The following is a 15,181-nucleotide window of genomic DNA, read 5'->3' on the forward strand; positions in this document are numbered from 1 at the left end:
GTCAGAACTTGGTTTGCAGGCCGAGGGTCACCGTGCGCGAGGCGCCCGGCGTGACCCACACCCGGCTGTAGGAGCTGGTGTAGTGGGTGGCGTCGAACAGGTTGTCGACGTCCAGCGTCGCGCGCAGCGCGGGGCTGATGCGCCAGTGAGCCACCAGCTTGGCGGTGGTGTAAGCGGGCAGCTCGAAGGCGGTGGCCGTCTGGCCCAGGCGCGCGCCGACATGCGTGACACCGCCGCCCAGGCCGTAGCGCTGGCCGTTGGCGAAGGCGCCTTCGTACACGGCCAGCAGGCTGCCATTGACCCTGGGCACGTTCAGCAGCCGGGTGCCGGTGAGCAGCGTGCTGTCGCGGCGGACCGCCACGTCGTTGTAGACCAGGCTGGCGTTGACGCGCCAGGACGTGCTGACCTGGCCTGCGAAGTCCAGCTCCAGCCCGCGGCTGCCCACCTCGCCGGCGGCAACGGAGTAGCCGGTCCGGGCGGGGTCCGTCTGGGCTGCCGGGTCGGCGGTCAGCACGTTGCGCTTGCGGATGTCGAACAGCGCCGCCGTCAGGCCCATGCGCTGGCCGGGGCTCTCCCACTTGGCGCCCAGCTCCAGCGCGCGGCCGCTCTCTGGCGCGAAGGCCTGGCCGCCGAAGTCGGTGCCGACGTTTGGGCGGAAGGACTTGCCGGCGCTGGCGTAGACCGTCCAATGCGAGGTCGGCAGCCAGCTGATGCCGATGCGCGGTGACGTGGCCGAAGGGTCCTGCCGAGTCGTGACGCCGGTGCGGCGGTTCAGCAGCGATTGGCGGTGGCGGTCGACGCGCACGCCCGCCAGCAAGCGCCACTGCGGCGCCAGCGTGATGGCGTCCTGCGCATAGAAGGCGGTGGCGCGCTGCTGCTCCAGCGTGTCGGTGTTGGGCGCCGGCGTGGGCTGGGCCTGGCCGTAGACCGGCTGGTAGATGTCGATCGCGTAGGGGCTGGTGGCGCTGGGGTTGACGCGCAGCATCACCGTGTCCATGTCGAAGCGGAAGCTCTCGGCGCCCAGCAGCAGCTCGTGGACGACCGCGCCGGTGCGCACGCGGCCCTGCAGCTCGGCCTGCAGCGCGGTGTCGTCGGAGTCGTAGTCGCGCAAGCGCCGCTGGCGTGTCAGCGTGTTGTCGGCCCGCAGCGCGGTCGGTTCGGTGGAGAAGCCGTGGATGCCGGTCTCGCGATGCGACAGGCCCAGGCGGCCACGCCAGTTGTCGCCCCAGTCGTGGGACAGCATGAGCTGGTGCGTGCGGTTGTCCACCGTCACGTCGCCATCGGCCGGCTCGCCGAGAAAGCGCTCGCGCGGGATGACGCCCAGCCGGCCGTCGGCCGTGGCGACGACGCCGCGGTCCAGCGGCGTGCGGTGACGCAGCATCTCGCCGCTGTAGTCCAGCGTCGTGTCGGCGCCCAGCTTCCAGCTGAAGGCCGGCGCGACCACTTCGCGGCGGGCATGCACCTGGTCGCGGAAGCTGTCGCGGTCCTCGATGGCGACGTTGAGCCGGTAGGCCAGCGTCTGGCCGATTGGGCCGGTGCTGTCCAGCGCGGCGCGCTTCAGGTCGTGGCTGCCGGCGTAGACCTCCAGCGCATGGCCGGCCTGCCACAGCGGGCGCTTGGAGACGATGTTCAGCGTGCCGCCGGGCTCGCTGCTGCCGTACAGCGCGGCGGCCGGGCCCTTGAGGAACTCGATGCGCTCGACGCCGGCCAGGTCGCGCGGCGCATTGAAGCCGCGGTTGGACGAGAAGCCGTTCAGCAGCGTGGCCATGCCGGTGTTCTCGTTGCCGGCCAGGCCGCGCACGGCGATGTTGTCCCACAGGCCGCCGAAGTTGTTCTGGCGCGAGACACCTCCCACGTAGTCCAGCACGTCGTCCAGCTTGGTGGCGCCCAGGTCGGCTATGGCCTGGCGGGTCATGACGCGCACGGACTGCGGCAGCTCACGCAACCGCAGCTCAGTCTTCGCGCCGGAGGCATCACCCGCGTGGTACGCGCCGGAGGCGGTGCGGCCCACCACCTCGACGGCGGGCAGCGTGGCGGCGTCGTTGGCCGCCTGGGCTTGGGCGCTTGGGCTGCCCAGTGCGGCAACGGCAAGGGCGATCAGATGGGGAACGGGGCGGTGGGTCATGGGACGGCGCGTGTGGGTCTGCGGATCAGTCGCTAATTCTAATGCGAATGCATTTGCATTAAAGACCGGGTCTAATCTGCGCCATGGAAAGAAACACCCGCCAGCGCACGGCCATCCGTCAAGCCATCGCCGAAGCGGCGCGTCCGTTGCTGCCGCAGGAGATCCTGCAGGCGGCCGAAGTTGCGGTGCCCGGCCTGAGCCTCGCGACGGTCTACCGCAACCTGCGCACGCTGGTGGAAGAGGGCGAGCTGCTCACCGTGACGCTGCCCGGCGAAGTGGCGCGCTACGAGATCGCCGGCGCCGGCCACCACCACCATTTCCAGTGCGAGAGCTGCCAGCGGGTGTTCGAGGTGCACGCCTGCCCCGGCAACCTGGCGGGCCTGGCGCCCCAGGGCTTCGTGGTGGAGCGCCACGAGCTGACGCTGTATGGGCGCTGCGCCGACTGCAGCGACCCCAAGCGGCCCGCCAGCGCACGCAAGCCGGCCAGGGCGCACGGGCATTGAGGGTGGCGGGGTAGCAGACACCCTGTCGGTTTGCGTTCAACCCAGAACTGAAAACCGGCGCTGATCAACCACTTGGCTCCGGACGGGTCAACAGGTTTTGAACCCGTGTCTCACTCAAGTCTGAACTATCGGTTTTTTGTTTCACTCAACTTTGAACTTTCGGCACCGGCGACGCGGCCACCATAGGACGCGGCACTGGCCGACGCGGGAGCCGCATCGACGCGCCGACCGTTGACGTAGACCACGCCATCCCGCGCTTCGATGAGCATGTCGCCCCACTCGCTACTCCACACGTAGCGCAGCACGCCTTCAGTCGCAAGGTCCAGGTCAGCCTGCGGCGAGGGGTCTTGCCGAAGCAGGATCTGAGGCAACAACGGCGCGTTCATGGTGAAGTCTCGGACGGGCATTTGAGGATATGCCGCGAACCGGGGAGATCTTGTGTCGATGGGTCAGCGACGTTTTCGGCGTGTCGGCAGAGCCAGGAGAAATAGGAGACCTTGCCCAGGGGTCTGTTGTAGCGCTGCCTCCTGAACGTCAGGCGCACGCGCCCCACCCGCTCGGCGTCGATCTCGACGGTCATTTCATCGTCGAGCGCACAGGCGGGGTCCGGCAGGGATTTGCTGGCCTGTGCGATGTACTGGCCAGGCACCCGGGCCAGTACGCCGCTGTCAGTCGGCGCATGTCGTGGCGACGCGCGCCCGTCTAGAACTTCAGTCATGCCTCTATCGTGAGTCCGACTAGGCTCACCAGATGAGCCTGGTCCCTACACAACCTCACCGACCCCCAGCATTAAGCCCGACAGCATCCCAGCAATATGTTGATAAGTCTGTTGATAAGCAGTTCACAACCCGTTGTAAGAACTGGATAAAGCACTATATGTAGTGTCAGACGGAGGCCGATGCACCACATTTAGTTTTCCTGCTATTCTTGTTAGCAGGAATGCAAAACGGCCAAGAGCTTGCGCGCTTGGCCGTCTGCCCCCAAGTTGACCACCCGGGGCTCGATCCGAAGATCATGTGTGGAAGCTTGATGCTACACGGTCGGGATTTCACGGTGGTCTAGTGTTAGTAACTAGGAGAACCGGCCAATGGCTGACGTTCGAATCACCTGTATCTTGAAACCGCATCAGCAGGGCGGTCACGACCACATCACTCACGTCGGCAACCCCGCCGGCAATTGGATGTGGACCGTGGCTCAGGTCGTCAACAGCATTGACACCAAGACCAATACCTTCTTCGTGACCGATCCCGCATCGGGTAAGCGCGCGGATGTCGGTGTGGTACGCCCCAGCAACCACGCGCCATACCTGCGCACATACGCTGACGGCGTCTGGAACGACAACTTGCTGTCGCTGACCTCATGCCCCTGGAGCGCTGCGGCCTAAACCGCGCAATCTACAAGCGTGCAAGGGGCCTCACAGAGGCCCCTTTTTCGCGCATTAATTGCGCGCGGGCGACGGCAACGCGGTAGGTAAGCCATGTTTGCCAGTCGGCCAGAAAAAAGCCCGCTCGACGCGGGCTTCATCGTACAGATTTGCAATCAGCGAGCGGCGGCCAGCGCCAAAGTGAGGTCATCTTCCTTGGATTCGAAGGTGCGACGCTGATTCAGATAGCTCTGTGCCTGCTCCCGAGACAGACTGCCGACCTTGGTGCTGGCGGTCCGCCGAGCTTGCACGGAAGCCTCGTAGTCCGACTTCAGGGAGGCAGAAGGGACAAGATGACGATGGGGCGAAGAACGGTCAACAAGTTTTGCCATGGTTGCCTCTTCAGTTTCGCTGTAGGCGGTTCAAATATCGCTGATTGATCGCAGGATCAAAATACAACTTCCGCTTGATCCAGACAAGCCCCTCAGACTTGGTGATCACAGCTACGTCGATTGGACCGCCCACGGACTGTGTTCTAGATGTAACTTTTTCCTTCAACGATTCTAGCAAGACCAAGGTTTCGGCCAACTCTGCCAGCTCTTCGACGTTGAGACTTGCGACCGAAGACCACAGCGGTACGTAGTGAGCGCGGAAGGTCGCATCGGTCCATTCGGCTCTGAAGGCCCCCGCTCTGGCTTGGACCTCAGCCGCGATCTGCGTCAGGTCGGGCGCCGCTACACCGGCCGCCCGGCACGCCGCCTCTGCAACGGCGGCCGCATGAGTCTCAAAGGCCTGCTCGACCGCGCTCCAGACCTCCGGGCTCGCGCCTTGGCTGAAAGTCTCCACCATGTCCGCCTTAGCGAAAGCCTCGATAAGTGATCGCTTAGTCGTGTAATCGACGTTTCCCTGCTTGTCATCTTTCCAGGCAATGAGGTCGCCGACGAAGCCGAACACCTCTTTGCTGAAATAGCTAGGCAGGTAGTCGTCGTCTCCGAACCCCGCGATCACGATGCCGGTGCTGGCGAGGATGAGGTCGGGCCGTTTGAACGCAAGGTCTGCTGCCGCCGCCAAGAGCGCTGGCATCTGGATGTGCGGCACCAGATGCGGCCATTCCTGGGCGAGATACTCATCTACCGACGTTGTGAGAGCGGCCAGATGATCTGTCAAAAGCGGGGCCTGGTCGGCAGGGTTGAGGCCGTTGAACACAGCTATAGGGGTCAGGTGCGCTGCAACCAGGTCGGCTAGACCCGTTGCCCAGCCGGCGGCTAGTGCTGGAGCCGGCGTTGCACGATCAGCAAGGCTGCGGTCGGCAGATGTGACTTCCTTTACTACTTGCACGGCCGCCAACGCGATGGTGCGCTTGCCGTTGGTCTCACGCAGCACGGCTGGGAGTAGCCCGTGTGCAGGATCGTTTAGGAAGGTGAGGAAGTTGTCCCAATAGCCCTGTAGGGTCGGGAACGTGCCCTTGCCCAGCTTTCCTCGGTACACCTTAATGATGAGCTCCCAAGGCACGCCGCCCAGGGAACTGCTGTTGTTGATCATCACGGCGACCGGGGCGTCGCCCGCGAGCTGAAAAATCTTGTTGGCGCCGGAGGCGTAGGTCGTCTTACCCGGCTCCGTGAAGGTCACTGCACTGTCGGCAGCTAGTGCTATCGCCAGTCGGTTTGCGACCGCTACCTCGCATGTCATGATTGCCGCTCCCTCTGTCTTATGGGGCAGGAGTGTGTGTCCGCACCGTAGCTCGCAAAAGCCGGGTATCTACGGTAGTCACCGCACTTGTACGGCTACGCGGAGCAACGCCGCTACCGGGTCCTGTCGCTCAAACAATTCGCGGACCGCAGCCGACCCAGCCAAGGGTACGCGGCGTGGCGCAGGGCGGGTCGCCTTCCAGTGAAGGCTGTTGTTCCTCAGAGTTCGGCCGAAGCAAAACACCAGGCGCCACCGGACGAACGAGCCTGCGCCAATCGGCATCGAGAGGACGTTCGCCCCGAGCAGCCGTTCACGTGCCTATGCGTTGCCGCTTCCACGTTGCGAAGTTTTGGCCGTCGCGATCGCCTTGCTCTCCTTGCGGAGCTTCGTAGAAACCGGGCAGACCTGCTGGACGAAGCTCGTCAAGGTGTTGGTGAGGCTGTCCTTCTGCAGGCTGTAGAAGACGAATTGCCCGCGCTTGTCCGCCCTGACCAGTCCGGCCGCTTCCAGGATCTTCAGGTGCTTGGACAAGGACGGCTTCGTCATGTCGAAGCGGCTCGCGATGTCGCCGGCCGAGAGTTCGGTCTCGGACAGGTACGCGAGGATCTTGCGCCGGGGTGTGGAGGCGAGCGCTTCAAAGATCTTTTCCATGACGGGATCCTAGCAACTTAATTTCCCTTCTCGCTAATTGCTTATTTAGCTACTTAGCTAATTCCGATGCACAATGGGTCAGCCTTTGGGAGCCCATGTGTCCGACATCTCGCCCGCACCCGCGCAGCCCGCTGAACCGGCGACCGGTCCTCACGTCGTTTACTACAACAGCGCCTGCCCGGTTTGCGACGCTGGCGTGTGCGCGATGCGCGCTCGCATCGCTGAGGGTGACGTCGAATGGGTGGACGTTCATCGCAATCCGGAGCGTCTTGCTCCGCTGGGGCTCGATCTGGAGGACGTCCGGGAGCGCTTGCACCTGGTTGACCCGAGCGGGCACCTGCAGGTCGGCGCGCCTGCGCTGCTCACAACGTGGTCACTGCAGTCGCGCTGGAGCTGGTTGCTCAAGCCGTTGAACTGGCCCGGCCTGCGCACGTTGACCTCTTGGGCCTACATCGCGTTCGCCCGCGAGCTGTACCGCTGGAACCGCCGCCAGGGTCACTGGTGATCCACTCAGACGAGGAAGATTCGATGGCTACGCATACCAACTTCGACGCCGCTGAGCTCGACAAGTTTCAGGCGCTCGCTTCGCGCTGGTGGGATCCCGAGTCAGACTTCTGGCCGCTTCACGCGATCAATCCACGTCGTCTCGAATGGATTGATGGCCTGGCGTCGCTGGCCGGCAAGCAGACACTGGATGTCGGTTGCGGCGGCGGCATCCTGGCTGAGTCGATGGCGCATCGCGGCGCTGACGTGCTGGGCATCGATCTGGCCGACAAAGGCTTGAAGGTCGCGGCGCTCCATGCGGCCAAGAGCAAGGCTTCGGTGACCTACCGGCACATCGCGGCAGAGGAGCTTGTGCGCGAGATGCCTGGCGCATTCGACGTGGTGACCTGCATGGAGATGCTTGAGCACGTGCCGGATCCGGCACAGGTCGTCGCCGCCTGCTCGAAGCTGCTGAAACCGGGCGGGTGGGCGTTCTTCTCCACGATCAACCGATCACCCTTGAGCTGGATGGTTGCCGTCTTCGGCGCCGAACGTGTGCTGAAGGTACTTCCGCGCGGTACGCACGACTATGCGAAGTTCATCAAGCCAGCGGAGCTGAAGGAGATGGCCTCGACATCCGGGCTGGTACTGCGCGAAGAAAAGGGTCTTCGCTACAACCCCATCACCAGGACCTTTGGGCTAGGCACCTGGATGGGAGTCAATTACCTGCTCGCGATGAGGAAAGACTAGGCCATTGCTCCGGCGCCCACGTGCGGTGCCGTGCTGACCCGCGTCGCCTCAACTGAGCGGAGCTGCCAGCTCTTTCCCGAGCGTGACGATGACAGCATCCGCCGCGGCTGGCCAGTCGATGACCGGCACGACGCCGCGCGGAACCTGAGGCTTCCGCTGAGGACCGAACAGGAATCGGTGCGGAACCACGCCATCGAGGTGGTCGAGGACATCGCCACGGTCATCGATGAAATGCGTGATGCCCAAGGCGGCACAGTGCCCCGCCTTCTGAGACCGCTCCAAGCAAAAGCGCAGGTTGTCCGGCGGAATGCCCGTGCGCTCGAAGAAGCGGTGGTGCCGCAGCCAATGTCGAGTCTTCTCCTGGACTCGCGGCCCCGCCTTCGAGACCAGCCAAACCCGCCCCCCAAACTGTTGAACGAGACCAGGCACGAAGTCGAACATCCCCTTGTAGGGCGGTGTTGCTAGCGCGTCTGCGAGCGTTCCTCCGATGAAGGAAGTGTCTGCACGCCCGTCGGGCGCGTCTGGCGCGATGAGAACGCGCCCGATGTCGATACCAAGATTTTTCATGATGACTCCCTGAGGTCTATGTGATTGATGGGAGGCAATGCTAGGAACGCCATAGCTATCCGAGAACTACTGAGTTCATATTGGCTATAGTCCTGAGATATAGATGACCCAGCCTTCAAACCTTGATCTCGACGCCGTGCTGGCGTTCGCGACCTTTGCCGATTCGCTGAACTTCAGCGAGGCTGCTCGAGGCCTCCACATTTCTCAGCCAGCCCTCCACGTCAAGGTGCGCAAGCTGAGCGAACGGCTCGACCGGCCGCTCTACCGCCGTGTCGGACGCGCTCTGGAGCTGACGGAGCACGGCGAATTGGTGGCAAGGTACGGCCGTCAATTGCGTGAAGGAACGAGTGAGCTACTGGCCCAGCTGCATGGGATGGCAGAGCGTCCGGTGACGCTGGCGGCCGGCGAAGGTGCTTATCTCTACCTGCTGAAGGCAGGCATCACGCATTTCCAGAAGGACGCATCGGCGCCGCTTCGCTTGCTAACGTTGAATCGCGATGAGGCGCTGGCTGCGGTACTGGGAGGCAAGGCTCAACTGGGCGTCGCGCCGCTGGACATCGTGCCGGAGCAACTTCAATCGATCGTTCTCACGACCGTCGGTCAGGTCCTGGCGGTACCAGAAGGACATCGCCTTGCCCGGCGATCACGCCTCAGGCTGAAGGACTTGGCCGGTGAGCGGCTCGTCGTACCGCCTCGTGGCCGGCCACATCGGGAGATGCTGGCCGCCCTGCTGCAGTCGGCAGAGGTGCTCTGGGAGGTTGCGTTGGAGGCCAACGGGTGGGAGTTGATGCTGAGCTTTGTCGCGATGGGTGCCGGCTCGGCCGTTGTCAACGCCTGCTGCAGCATGCCACCCGGTGTCGTGGCGATACCGATACCGGAACTGCCGACGCTGCGATATCACTGCTTCCACCTGCGCGGCCTCTTGAAGTCGACACCTGCGGAACGGCTGCGCGTTTCTCTGCAAGATAGCGGCAATGCATGGAAGGCCTCTGTGTGACCGACATGAAGTTGCTGAAGCGGGTCAGCAAGCAGATGGCGTACCTGCTTCGCCACGCGCCCGAGCAGGCCGGCCTGAGGCTCGACCCCGAGGGCTATGTCTTACTGGACGACGTGGTCGACGCACTCCGGTTGACAGTCCCTGATGTCACGCCAGACATCGTCAGGGAGGTGGTGGCCCAAGTGGAGCCACGAAAGCAGCGGTATTCGATTGAAGGCGACGCCGTGCGAGCGAACTATGGGCATTCCGTGGCCGACCGCATCGCACTCAGTCCAGCCGAACCTCCGACCAAACTCTTTCATGGCACAAGCCATGATGCCCTGGCTGAAATCCGAGACTGCGGTTTGCTGCCCATGAGGCGCCAGTACGTCCATCTGACAACGGACAGCCAGTTAGCGCTGTCCGTCGGAGGCAGGCACGGCGCACCCTGCTTGCTGCGCGTTGATGCGGCGCTGGCGCACGCCGAAGGAATTGTTTTCTACAAGGCGAACTACACGTTTTGGCTTGCGGACGCGGTTCCAAGTCGGTTCATTCACTTGCCCTAGGAAATTCACGCGTCGCTCCGCCGAAGGGCCGTGGCGCCTCCTGATATGGCCTGCCGTGGGCGCGCCGAATGAGGCCGACGCCTTACCCCACATGGGTGTAGCCGAACACGACCTTTGGCGAAGCTGCTCACAGCTCCGGCGGGAATGAGAATGCCCCCGTTGCCTGACAAGCAAGCAACAGGGGCGGGGAAGGCTCAGCCTTTCAGCCGAGCACTTCAGTCACGATGCCAGCGCCGACGGTCTTGCCGCCTTCACGCATGGCGAACCGCATGCCGTTCTCGATTGCCACGGGCTTGTTCAGCTCGAAGCTGATCAGAGCCTGCGCACCGGGCTCGACAACGCCGGCTTCGGTGTCGACGCTGATGACGCCGGTCACGTCGGTCGGGCCGAAGAAGAACTGCGGCTGGTAGCCGGAGCCGAACGAGGTGTGGCGGCCACCTTCATCCTTGCTGAGAACGAAGATCTGTGCACGCCCCGTGCGGTAGGGCTTCAGCGCGCCGGGCTTCACGACGACCTGGCCGCGCACGGCGTCATCGCGCTTGACACCACGCAGCAGCAGTCCCACGTTCATGCCAGCACGACCCTCGGCCACGTCCTTGTGGAAGGACTGCACGCCTGTGACAACGACAGGGTCGTCGCCGGACGGGCTGAGGCCGACGATCTCCAGAGAGTCGCCCACGCGGATCACGCCGCGCTCAACACGGCCGCTGATGACGGTGCCGCGGCCCGCGATGGTGTCCGTCTCCACTTGGGTCGATGAGATCCGCCCACTCAGTACGGCACCCTTGCACTACGTCAATCCACCGCTAGGGATTCTTCCTACGACCGCACCCGAGACTGCGGCGACGCACAGGCGGCTGAGGCGGATCACATGTGCACGCGAGCCAGCGGGGTCGAGTCCAGAGTTAAGCGCAAACAGTTCCAAGTTAAGCGCAAACCGACACACCCGGCGGGGCGCAAACGGGCTCACGTACAGCCCATCCCCCCAAATCTGCAGTCCGTCGCCCCCCGCTTGGGCCCGCCCCCGCCCCGGAGATATGGTGTGCTACATCAGCAACACACCCCGGAGCGCACATGACGCCCACCTGGACTGACCAGGCACCGATCTACCAGCAGCTTGCCGACCGACTGGCCGTGCAACTGCTGGACGGCAGCCCCCCGGAAGGCGAGGCCCTGCCCTCGGTTCGCCAACTGGCGAGCACCTATGTCATCAACCCCTTGACCGTGACGCGGGCGCTGCAGGCGCTCAGCGACCACGGCCTCATCGAGACGCGCCGCGGCCTCGGCATGTTCGTCACGATGGGGGCGCGCAACCGGCTGCTGAAACAGGAGCGCGAACAGTTCTTGCAGAAGGACTGGCCCGCGCTGCGCGCCAAGCTCAAGCGGCTGGGGCTGACCGCCAAGGATCTGAACTGGGAGTCGACATGAACCTCATAGAAGTGAAAAACGTCTCGCTGCGCTACGGCAAGAAGACCGCGCTGAACGACGTCTCCATCACCGTGCCCAAGGGTCGCGTCGTGGGCCTGCTGGGCCACAACGGCGCCGGCAAGACCTCGCTGATGAAGGCGCTGGTGGGCCTGCTGTCGGTGCAGGGCGAGATGCGCGTGCTGGGCCACGAGCCGACCAAGAACCGCCAGCAGTTGCTGACCGAGCTGAGCTACATCCCCGACGTGGCCGTGCTGCCGCGCTGGGCCAAGGTGCATGAGCTGATCACCCTGATGAGCCAGCTGCAACCCAAGTTCTCGGCGGAGCGCGCCCGGGCGCTGCTCAAGCGCACGAGTGTGAGCGAGGGCGACAAGGTGAAGAGCCTGTCCAAGGGCATGGTGGCGCAGACCCACCTGGCGCTGATCGCCGCCATCGACGCCAAGCTGATGATCCTGGACGAGCCGACGCTGGGCCTGGACGTGGTGTCGCGCAAGAGCTTCTACGAGATGCTCATCGACGAGTGGTGCGACGGCGAGCGCAGCGTGCTGATCTCGACGCACCAGGTCGAGGAGGTCGAGGCGCTGCTGAGCGACGTGATCATGCTGGACGAGGGCCGCGTGGCGCTGTCGATCAGCCTGGAGGACATCGACCGCCGCTTCGTGGCGCTGAACCACGACCCGGCCGCCGCCGACGCGATGGCCGCCGCCCACCCGCTGCTGCGCTACCGCGAGCAGGGCCGCACGACCTCGCTGTTCGACGGCGCGCCGCCCGAGCATGTCGCCAGCCTGGGCCAGCGCGTGCGGCCCAGCCTGGTCGACCTCTTCGTGGCGCTGACCCGCAACCCGGCGCTCAACAACAAGCAGGCCTGAAGGACACATGATGAACACCCATATCCCCACCCTGCTGCAGCGTGAATGGATGCAGCACAAGCGCGGCTGGCTGATCGCCGCCTTGACCCCGCCGCTGCTGTTCCTGGCGCTGCTGCTGATCCCGAAAGCGACGGTACAGGGCCTGCCCACAGAGCATCTGAGCCTGACGGCGCTGGGCATCGTCGGCATCTCGACCATGACGGTCTATGGCATCTGCCTGCTGTTCGGCATGTTCCAGCTGCCGGGCCTGACCCGGCGCGACACGCAGGACCGGTCCATCGAGTTCTGGCTGTCGCTGCCCGGACGACCCAGCGAGAGCGTGGCCGCGACGGTGCTGGCGCATGGCTGGCTGGCGCCGCTGGGCGGGCTGCTGGCCGGCGCGGTGCTGGGCGTGCCGCTGGCGGCGGCCATCATCGCCAAGCAGACCGGCCTGGACGGTGCGATGTCGGTGCATTGGGGGGAGGTGGTCATCGCCGGCCTGCCCGTGCTGCTGCGCGTCGTCGCGGGTTCGCTGCTCGCTTTGCTGTGGCTGCTGCCGGTCATCGCCACGCTGATGGCCGCATCGGCCTGGCTCAAGCGCCTGGGCGTGCCGCTGGTCCTGGTGGGCGGCAGCGTGGCGGTGGTGCTGCTGAAGAAGGTCTACGACATCGGCTGGCCAGCACAGGCGCTGGAATCGCTGGCCCAGCAGATCGGCAAGACGCTGGTCCATCACAACGTCCGCCTGGTCGAAACCCTGCAGTCGGGCGACAACCTTGCCACCTGGGCGCTGCGGGACTTCGGCGGAGCGCTGGCCGAGCTGGCGTCGCTGCAGTTCCTGGGCTGGACGGCAGTTGCCGCAGCGGGCTTCGCGCTGGTGGTGGCGAAGCGCGCCCGCGGCGGCTGATCAGGCGGCCGAGGTCGACCCCGCTGGCGGCGCGATGCGCGCCGCCATTTCCTTGCGGAAGCGGTTCAGCTCCTGGACGCTGGCGAAGCTGCGGTCCATCAGCAGGCTCATGTTGTGCAGGATGCGCTCGACGACCTTGTTCTCCCACACGCTGTCGAACTGGATCTGCTTGTCCAGCCAGTGCTCCAGCCACGCGGGGTCGGGCAGGCGGCTCTGGATGGTGTCGCGCGGGAACAGGCTGGCGTTGACGTGCAGGTTGGTGGGGTGCAGCGCCTGCGCCGTGCGGCGGGCGCTGGCCATCAGCACACCGACCTTGGCGAAAGCGGCGCGCGCCTCGTCGCCGAACTTGACCATGGCGCGCTTCATGTAGCGCAGGTAGGCGCCGCCATGGCGGGCCTCGTCGCGCGACAGGGTCTCGTAGATGGCCTTGATGACCGGCTCGCTGTGCCACTCGGCCGCGCGGCGGTACCAGTGGTTCAGGCGGATCTCGCCGCAGAAATGCAGCATCAGCGTCTCCAGCGCCGGCGCGGGGTCGAAGTCGAAGCGCACCTCGTGCAGCTCGGCCTCGGTGGGCACGAGGTCGGGGCGGAAGCGCCGCAGATACTCCATCAGCACCAAGCTGTGCTTCTGCTCCTCGAAGAACCAGACGCTCATGAAGGCCGAGAAGTCGCTGTCCCCACGGTTGTCGCGCAGGAACATCTCGGTGGCCGGCAGCGCCGCCCACTCCGTGATGGCGTTCATCTTGATGGTCTGGGCCTGTTCGTCCGACAGCAGGCTGGCGTCGAACTTGTCCCAAGGAATGTCGCTGTCCATGTTCCAGCGCACGGCTTCGAGTTGCTTGAACAGTTCCGGGTAAAGCATGTCGGGTCCTCGTTTAGAGGCGTGATTCTAAAAGTTCGCGCCAGCGTGTCATTTCCGGTGCGATTGCCGCAAGGCCATCCAGCCAGCGCACGCCCTCCGGCAGCCCCGGCAAACGCAGTGCCCGGCTGCTGCCGCCGGCCCAGATCTCTATGCCCGGCTGCACCAGGGCGCGCAGCTCGGTCAGCCCGTCGATCACCGCGCGGTTGGGCAACTGGCTGCTGAAGCTCAGCGCGACGACATCCGCCCGGTGCGCAGCCACGGCGCCGGGCACCTGCGCGGGCGGCGTCTGCACGCCCAGGGACAGGCAGCTCGCCCCCTCCAGGCTCAGCAAGGCCTCTGCCATCAGCAGGCCCAGCGCATGGCTTTCGCCGGGCAGCGTGGTCAGCAGCACGCGCGGGCCGTCGCCCTGCGCCGCCGGCAACGCGTGGATGGCCTGGCGCAGCACCAGCTGCAGCGACTCGCTGTAGATGTGCTCCTCGAAGACCTGCAGCGCGCCGGCCATCCACAGCTCGCCGATGCGCGTCGTCAGCGGCGCGAAGACCTCGCCGATGCCGCCGGCCAGGCCCCGCCGCAGCACCACCTGCGACAGCGCACGGCGCAGGCCGTCGATGTCATGCCCCTGCAGCAGCGCCACGCAGGCAGCGATCTCCGGCGCCTCGGCCGCGACGCCGGCCAGGCCGGTGGCGGCTGCGGGCTGCAGCAGCGCCGCGAGTTCGTCCACAGAGGTCGCCACGATGCGCCCAGGCCGATGCCCAGCGTCCAGCAGTCGCTTGACGAGGTGGAGCCGGTGCACCTGCTCCGGTGGGTACAGGCGCTCGCCAGCGGCGTCGCGCCAGGGCGCGGGGAAGCCGTAGCGGCGCTCCCACACGCGCAGCGTCTCCTTGTTGATGCCCGTGTCGCGCTCGACGGCCGAGATACCGACGCTGCCCGCCGGCGCGAGCGCATCCGCAGCGCCGCTGCCGGCGTATTCCGTGGTGTCAGCCACGGCCTGCCCTTAAGAAGGGCTTCAAGCATCCACACATCAAACTGTCCTGGACAAACATAAGACAAACTTTGCTTCTTGACCTAATATAGCCACATCGACGCCGTTTTGTAGTGGACAAAACATGAACATTTTGCCTGTACTGCAGTCTCCCGGGTGGGCGCGGGCAGCACTATTTGTAAAGCGCGCCTTGCGCGGGAATGCTTTGTTGGACAACCAACCATGACGACAACAATCGTCACCCGAACCTGGGACAGCGACGCAGAACTTCATGCATCCGGGCAGCGCTCAAGCTACACCGGCAGCCAAAACCCGAGCAACGCTCGCACGGAGGAGCCGCACACCCCCACGCCATTTCGGCCGCTGAAACTCTCTGAGACCAGAGCAGCAAGCTCGAAGCCGTTCTCCTCCTCCTCCCTCCCTCCCTCGTTGGCTTCGAGGCGTTCTGCGGCCGCTTTTACAAACAGGGCCCGTGTCGATGACGCGGG

19 protein-coding genes are annotated in these 15,181 nt (G+C 65.0%); 9 read left to right on the plus strand and 10 right to left on the minus strand.

Annotation, left to right across the window (positions count from 1 at the left end; genetic code table 11):
* Position 1: 1 nt before the first annotated feature.
* Positions 2-2,125 (minus strand): TonB-dependent siderophore receptor, encoded by a 2,124-nt coding sequence (locus ACG00Y_RS08185; protein WP_394477702.1) that lies wholly within the window; start codon positions 2,123-2,125, stop codon positions 2-4.
* A gap of 83 nt (positions 2,126-2,208) precedes the next feature.
* On the opposite strand from ACG00Y_RS08185, the gene ACG00Y_RS08190 reads away from it, so the two are divergent.
* Positions 2,209-2,628 carry a Fur family transcriptional regulator gene (locus ACG00Y_RS08190; RefSeq protein WP_394477704.1) on the plus strand — a complete coding sequence of 140 codons (420 nt, stop codon included), beginning with the start codon at positions 2,209-2,211 and terminating at the stop codon, positions 2,626-2,628.
* Between the two features lie 125 nt (positions 2,629-2,753).
* Here the strand turns inward: ACG00Y_RS08190 and ACG00Y_RS08195 are convergent, their stop codons facing one another.
* On the minus strand, positions 2,754-3,014 hold the full coding sequence (locus ACG00Y_RS08195; protein WP_394477706.1) for a hypothetical protein: 261 nt from the start codon (positions 3,012-3,014) through the stop codon (positions 2,754-2,756).
* Positions 3,011-3,346: a hypothetical protein gene (locus tag ACG00Y_RS08200; RefSeq protein WP_394477708.1), complete on the minus strand. Its 336-nt coding sequence runs from the start codon at positions 3,344-3,346 to the stop codon at positions 3,011-3,013. Before ACG00Y_RS08200 ends, ACG00Y_RS08195 begins: the two co-directional genes overlap by 4 nt.
* Before the next feature lie 369 nt (positions 3,347-3,715).
* On the opposite strand from ACG00Y_RS08200, the gene ACG00Y_RS08205 reads away from it, so the two are divergent.
* Complete coding sequence (locus ACG00Y_RS08205; RefSeq protein ID WP_394477709.1) at positions 3,716-4,012, plus strand: DUF3892 domain-containing protein; 297 nt, start codon at positions 3,716-3,718, stop codon at positions 4,010-4,012.
* A 155-nt stretch (positions 4,013-4,167) separates the two neighbouring features.
* On the opposite strand, the gene ACG00Y_RS08210 is transcribed toward ACG00Y_RS08205, so the two are convergent.
* From ACG00Y_RS08210 to ACG00Y_RS08220, 3 genes are all read right to left on the minus strand, one after another.
* Positions 4,168-4,383, minus strand: coding sequence for a hypothetical protein (locus tag ACG00Y_RS08210; RefSeq protein ID WP_394477710.1), 216 nt, complete (start codon positions 4,381-4,383; stop codon positions 4,168-4,170).
* Positions 4,384-4,393: 10 nt separating this feature from the next.
* The gene (locus tag ACG00Y_RS08215) at positions 4,394-5,620 is read right to left on the minus strand and encodes a hypothetical protein (protein WP_394477711.1); all 1,227 of its coding nucleotides are present in this window, start codon (positions 5,618-5,620) and stop codon (positions 4,394-4,396) included.
* Between the two features lie 378 nt (positions 5,621-5,998).
* Entirely contained in the window at positions 5,999-6,331 is a 333-nt protein-coding gene (locus ACG00Y_RS08220; RefSeq protein WP_394477713.1) for a metalloregulator ArsR/SmtB family transcription factor, read from the minus strand.
* A 97-nt stretch (positions 6,332-6,428) separates the two neighbouring features.
* Between ACG00Y_RS08220 and ACG00Y_RS08225 the strand changes: the two genes are divergently transcribed.
* Positions 6,429-6,836, plus strand: a complete 408-nt coding sequence (locus ACG00Y_RS08225; protein WP_394477715.1) for a thiol-disulfide oxidoreductase DCC family protein — start codon at positions 6,429-6,431, stop codon at positions 6,834-6,836.
* 23 nt (positions 6,837-6,859) lie between these two features.
* Positions 6,860-7,564, plus strand: coding sequence for a bifunctional 2-polyprenyl-6-hydroxyphenol methylase/3-demethylubiquinol 3-O-methyltransferase UbiG (gene ubiG, locus ACG00Y_RS08230; protein ID WP_394477716.1), 705 nt, complete (start codon positions 6,860-6,862; stop codon positions 7,562-7,564).
* A 48-nt stretch (positions 7,565-7,612) separates the two neighbouring features.
* Here ubiG and ACG00Y_RS08235 read toward each other — a convergent pair whose 3' ends face one another.
* Positions 7,613-8,131, minus strand: a complete 519-nt coding sequence (locus ACG00Y_RS08235; RefSeq protein ID WP_394477718.1) for a hypothetical protein — start codon at positions 8,129-8,131, stop codon at positions 7,613-7,615.
* A gap of 103 nt (positions 8,132-8,234) precedes the next feature.
* Between ACG00Y_RS08235 and ACG00Y_RS08240 the strand changes: the two genes are divergently transcribed.
* Positions 8,235-9,128: a LysR family transcriptional regulator gene (locus tag ACG00Y_RS08240; protein WP_394477719.1), complete on the plus strand. Its 894-nt coding sequence runs from the start codon at positions 8,235-8,237 to the stop codon at positions 9,126-9,128.
* 5 nt (positions 9,129-9,133) lie between these two features.
* Positions 9,134-9,673, plus strand: coding sequence for an RNA 2'-phosphotransferase (locus ACG00Y_RS08245; RefSeq protein ID WP_394477721.1), 540 nt, complete (start codon positions 9,134-9,136; stop codon positions 9,671-9,673).
* Positions 9,674-9,875: 202 nt separating this feature from the next.
* Here ACG00Y_RS08245 and ACG00Y_RS08250 read toward each other — a convergent pair whose 3' ends face one another.
* Positions 9,876-10,421: an EF-Tu C-terminal domain-related protein gene (locus tag ACG00Y_RS08250; protein ID WP_394477723.1), complete on the minus strand. Its 546-nt coding sequence runs from the start codon at positions 10,419-10,421 to the stop codon at positions 9,876-9,878.
* Between the two features lie 326 nt (positions 10,422-10,747).
* Between ACG00Y_RS08250 and ACG00Y_RS08255 the strand changes: the two genes are divergently transcribed.
* Genes ACG00Y_RS08255 through ACG00Y_RS08265 form a run of 3 tightly spaced genes read left to right on the plus strand, consistent with a single transcriptional unit; the run spans position 10,748 to position 12,850 of the window.
* Entirely contained in the window at positions 10,748-11,101 is a 354-nt protein-coding gene (locus tag ACG00Y_RS08255; RefSeq protein ID WP_394477725.1) for a GntR family transcriptional regulator, read from the plus strand.
* Positions 11,098-11,967, plus strand: coding sequence for an ABC transporter ATP-binding protein (locus ACG00Y_RS08260; protein ID WP_394477726.1), 870 nt, complete (start codon positions 11,098-11,100; stop codon positions 11,965-11,967). Before ACG00Y_RS08255 ends, ACG00Y_RS08260 begins: the two co-directional genes overlap by 4 nt.
* Before the next feature lie 10 nt (positions 11,968-11,977).
* A complete protein-coding gene (locus tag ACG00Y_RS08265; protein ID WP_394477728.1) occupies positions 11,978-12,850 on the plus strand; it encodes a hypothetical protein in 873 nt (290 codons plus the stop codon).
* On the opposite strand, the gene ACG00Y_RS08270 is transcribed toward ACG00Y_RS08265, so the two are convergent.
* Together ACG00Y_RS08270 and ACG00Y_RS08275 are read right to left on the minus strand one after the other, a co-directional pair.
* The gene (locus tag ACG00Y_RS08270; RefSeq protein WP_394477730.1) at positions 12,851-13,711 is read right to left on the minus strand and encodes a ferritin family protein; all 861 of its coding nucleotides are present in this window, start codon (positions 13,709-13,711) and stop codon (positions 12,851-12,853) included.
* Positions 13,712-13,724: 13 nt separating this feature from the next.
* The gene (locus tag ACG00Y_RS08275; protein ID WP_394477732.1) at positions 13,725-14,696 is read right to left on the minus strand and encodes a MerR family transcriptional regulator; all 972 of its coding nucleotides are present in this window, start codon (positions 14,694-14,696) and stop codon (positions 13,725-13,727) included.
* Positions 14,697-15,181 lie beyond the last annotated feature (485 nt).

The organism is Pelomonas parva (assembly GCF_043555835.1).
GTDB classification, from domain to species: domain Bacteria; phylum Pseudomonadota; class Gammaproteobacteria; order Burkholderiales; family Burkholderiaceae_C; genus Pelomonas; species Pelomonas parva.

Excerpts from the sequence above, each read along its gene's own strand:
- ACG00Y_RS08260 (WP_394477726.1), top strand. The coding sequence starts at position 11,098 with ATGAACCTCATAGAAGTGAAAAACGTCTCGCTGCGCTACGGCAAGAAG.
- ACG00Y_RS08270 (WP_394477730.1), bottom strand. The coding sequence starts at position 13,711 with ATGCTTTACCCGGAACTGTTCAAGCAACTCGAAGCCGTGCGCTGGAAC.
- ubiG (WP_394477716.1), top strand. The coding sequence starts at position 6,860 with ATGGCTACGCATACCAACTTCGACGCCGCTGAGCTCGACAAGTTTCAG.
- ACG00Y_RS08255 (WP_394477725.1), top strand. The coding sequence starts at position 10,748 with ATGACGCCCACCTGGACTGACCAGGCACCGATCTACCAGCAGCTTGCC.
- ACG00Y_RS08210 (WP_394477710.1), bottom strand. The coding sequence starts at position 4,383 with ATGGCAAAACTTGTTGACCGTTCTTCGCCCCATCGTCATCTTGTCCCT.
- ACG00Y_RS08200 (WP_394477708.1), bottom strand. The coding sequence starts at position 3,346 with ATGACTGAAGTTCTAGACGGGCGCGCGTCGCCACGACATGCGCCGACT.
- ACG00Y_RS08245 (WP_394477721.1), top strand. The coding sequence starts at position 9,134 with ATGAAGTTGCTGAAGCGGGTCAGCAAGCAGATGGCGTACCTGCTTCGC.
- ACG00Y_RS08240 (WP_394477719.1), top strand. The coding sequence starts at position 8,235 with ATGACCCAGCCTTCAAACCTTGATCTCGACGCCGTGCTGGCGTTCGCG.
- ACG00Y_RS08205 (WP_394477709.1), top strand. The coding sequence starts at position 3,716 with ATGGCTGACGTTCGAATCACCTGTATCTTGAAACCGCATCAGCAGGGC.
- ACG00Y_RS08235 (WP_394477718.1), bottom strand. The coding sequence starts at position 8,131 with ATGAAAAATCTTGGTATCGACATCGGGCGCGTTCTCATCGCGCCAGAC.
- ACG00Y_RS08220 (WP_394477713.1), bottom strand. The coding sequence starts at position 6,331 with ATGGAAAAGATCTTTGAAGCGCTCGCCTCCACACCCCGGCGCAAGATC.
- ACG00Y_RS08185 (WP_394477702.1), bottom strand. The coding sequence starts at position 2,125 with ATGACCCACCGCCCCGTTCCCCATCTGATCGCCCTTGCCGTTGCCGCA.
- ACG00Y_RS08195 (WP_394477706.1), bottom strand. The coding sequence starts at position 3,014 with ATGAACGCGCCGTTGTTGCCTCAGATCCTGCTTCGGCAAGACCCCTCG.
- ACG00Y_RS08190 (WP_394477704.1), top strand. The coding sequence starts at position 2,209 with ATGGAAAGAAACACCCGCCAGCGCACGGCCATCCGTCAAGCCATCGCC.
- ACG00Y_RS08265 (WP_394477728.1), top strand. The coding sequence starts at position 11,978 with ATGAACACCCATATCCCCACCCTGCTGCAGCGTGAATGGATGCAGCAC.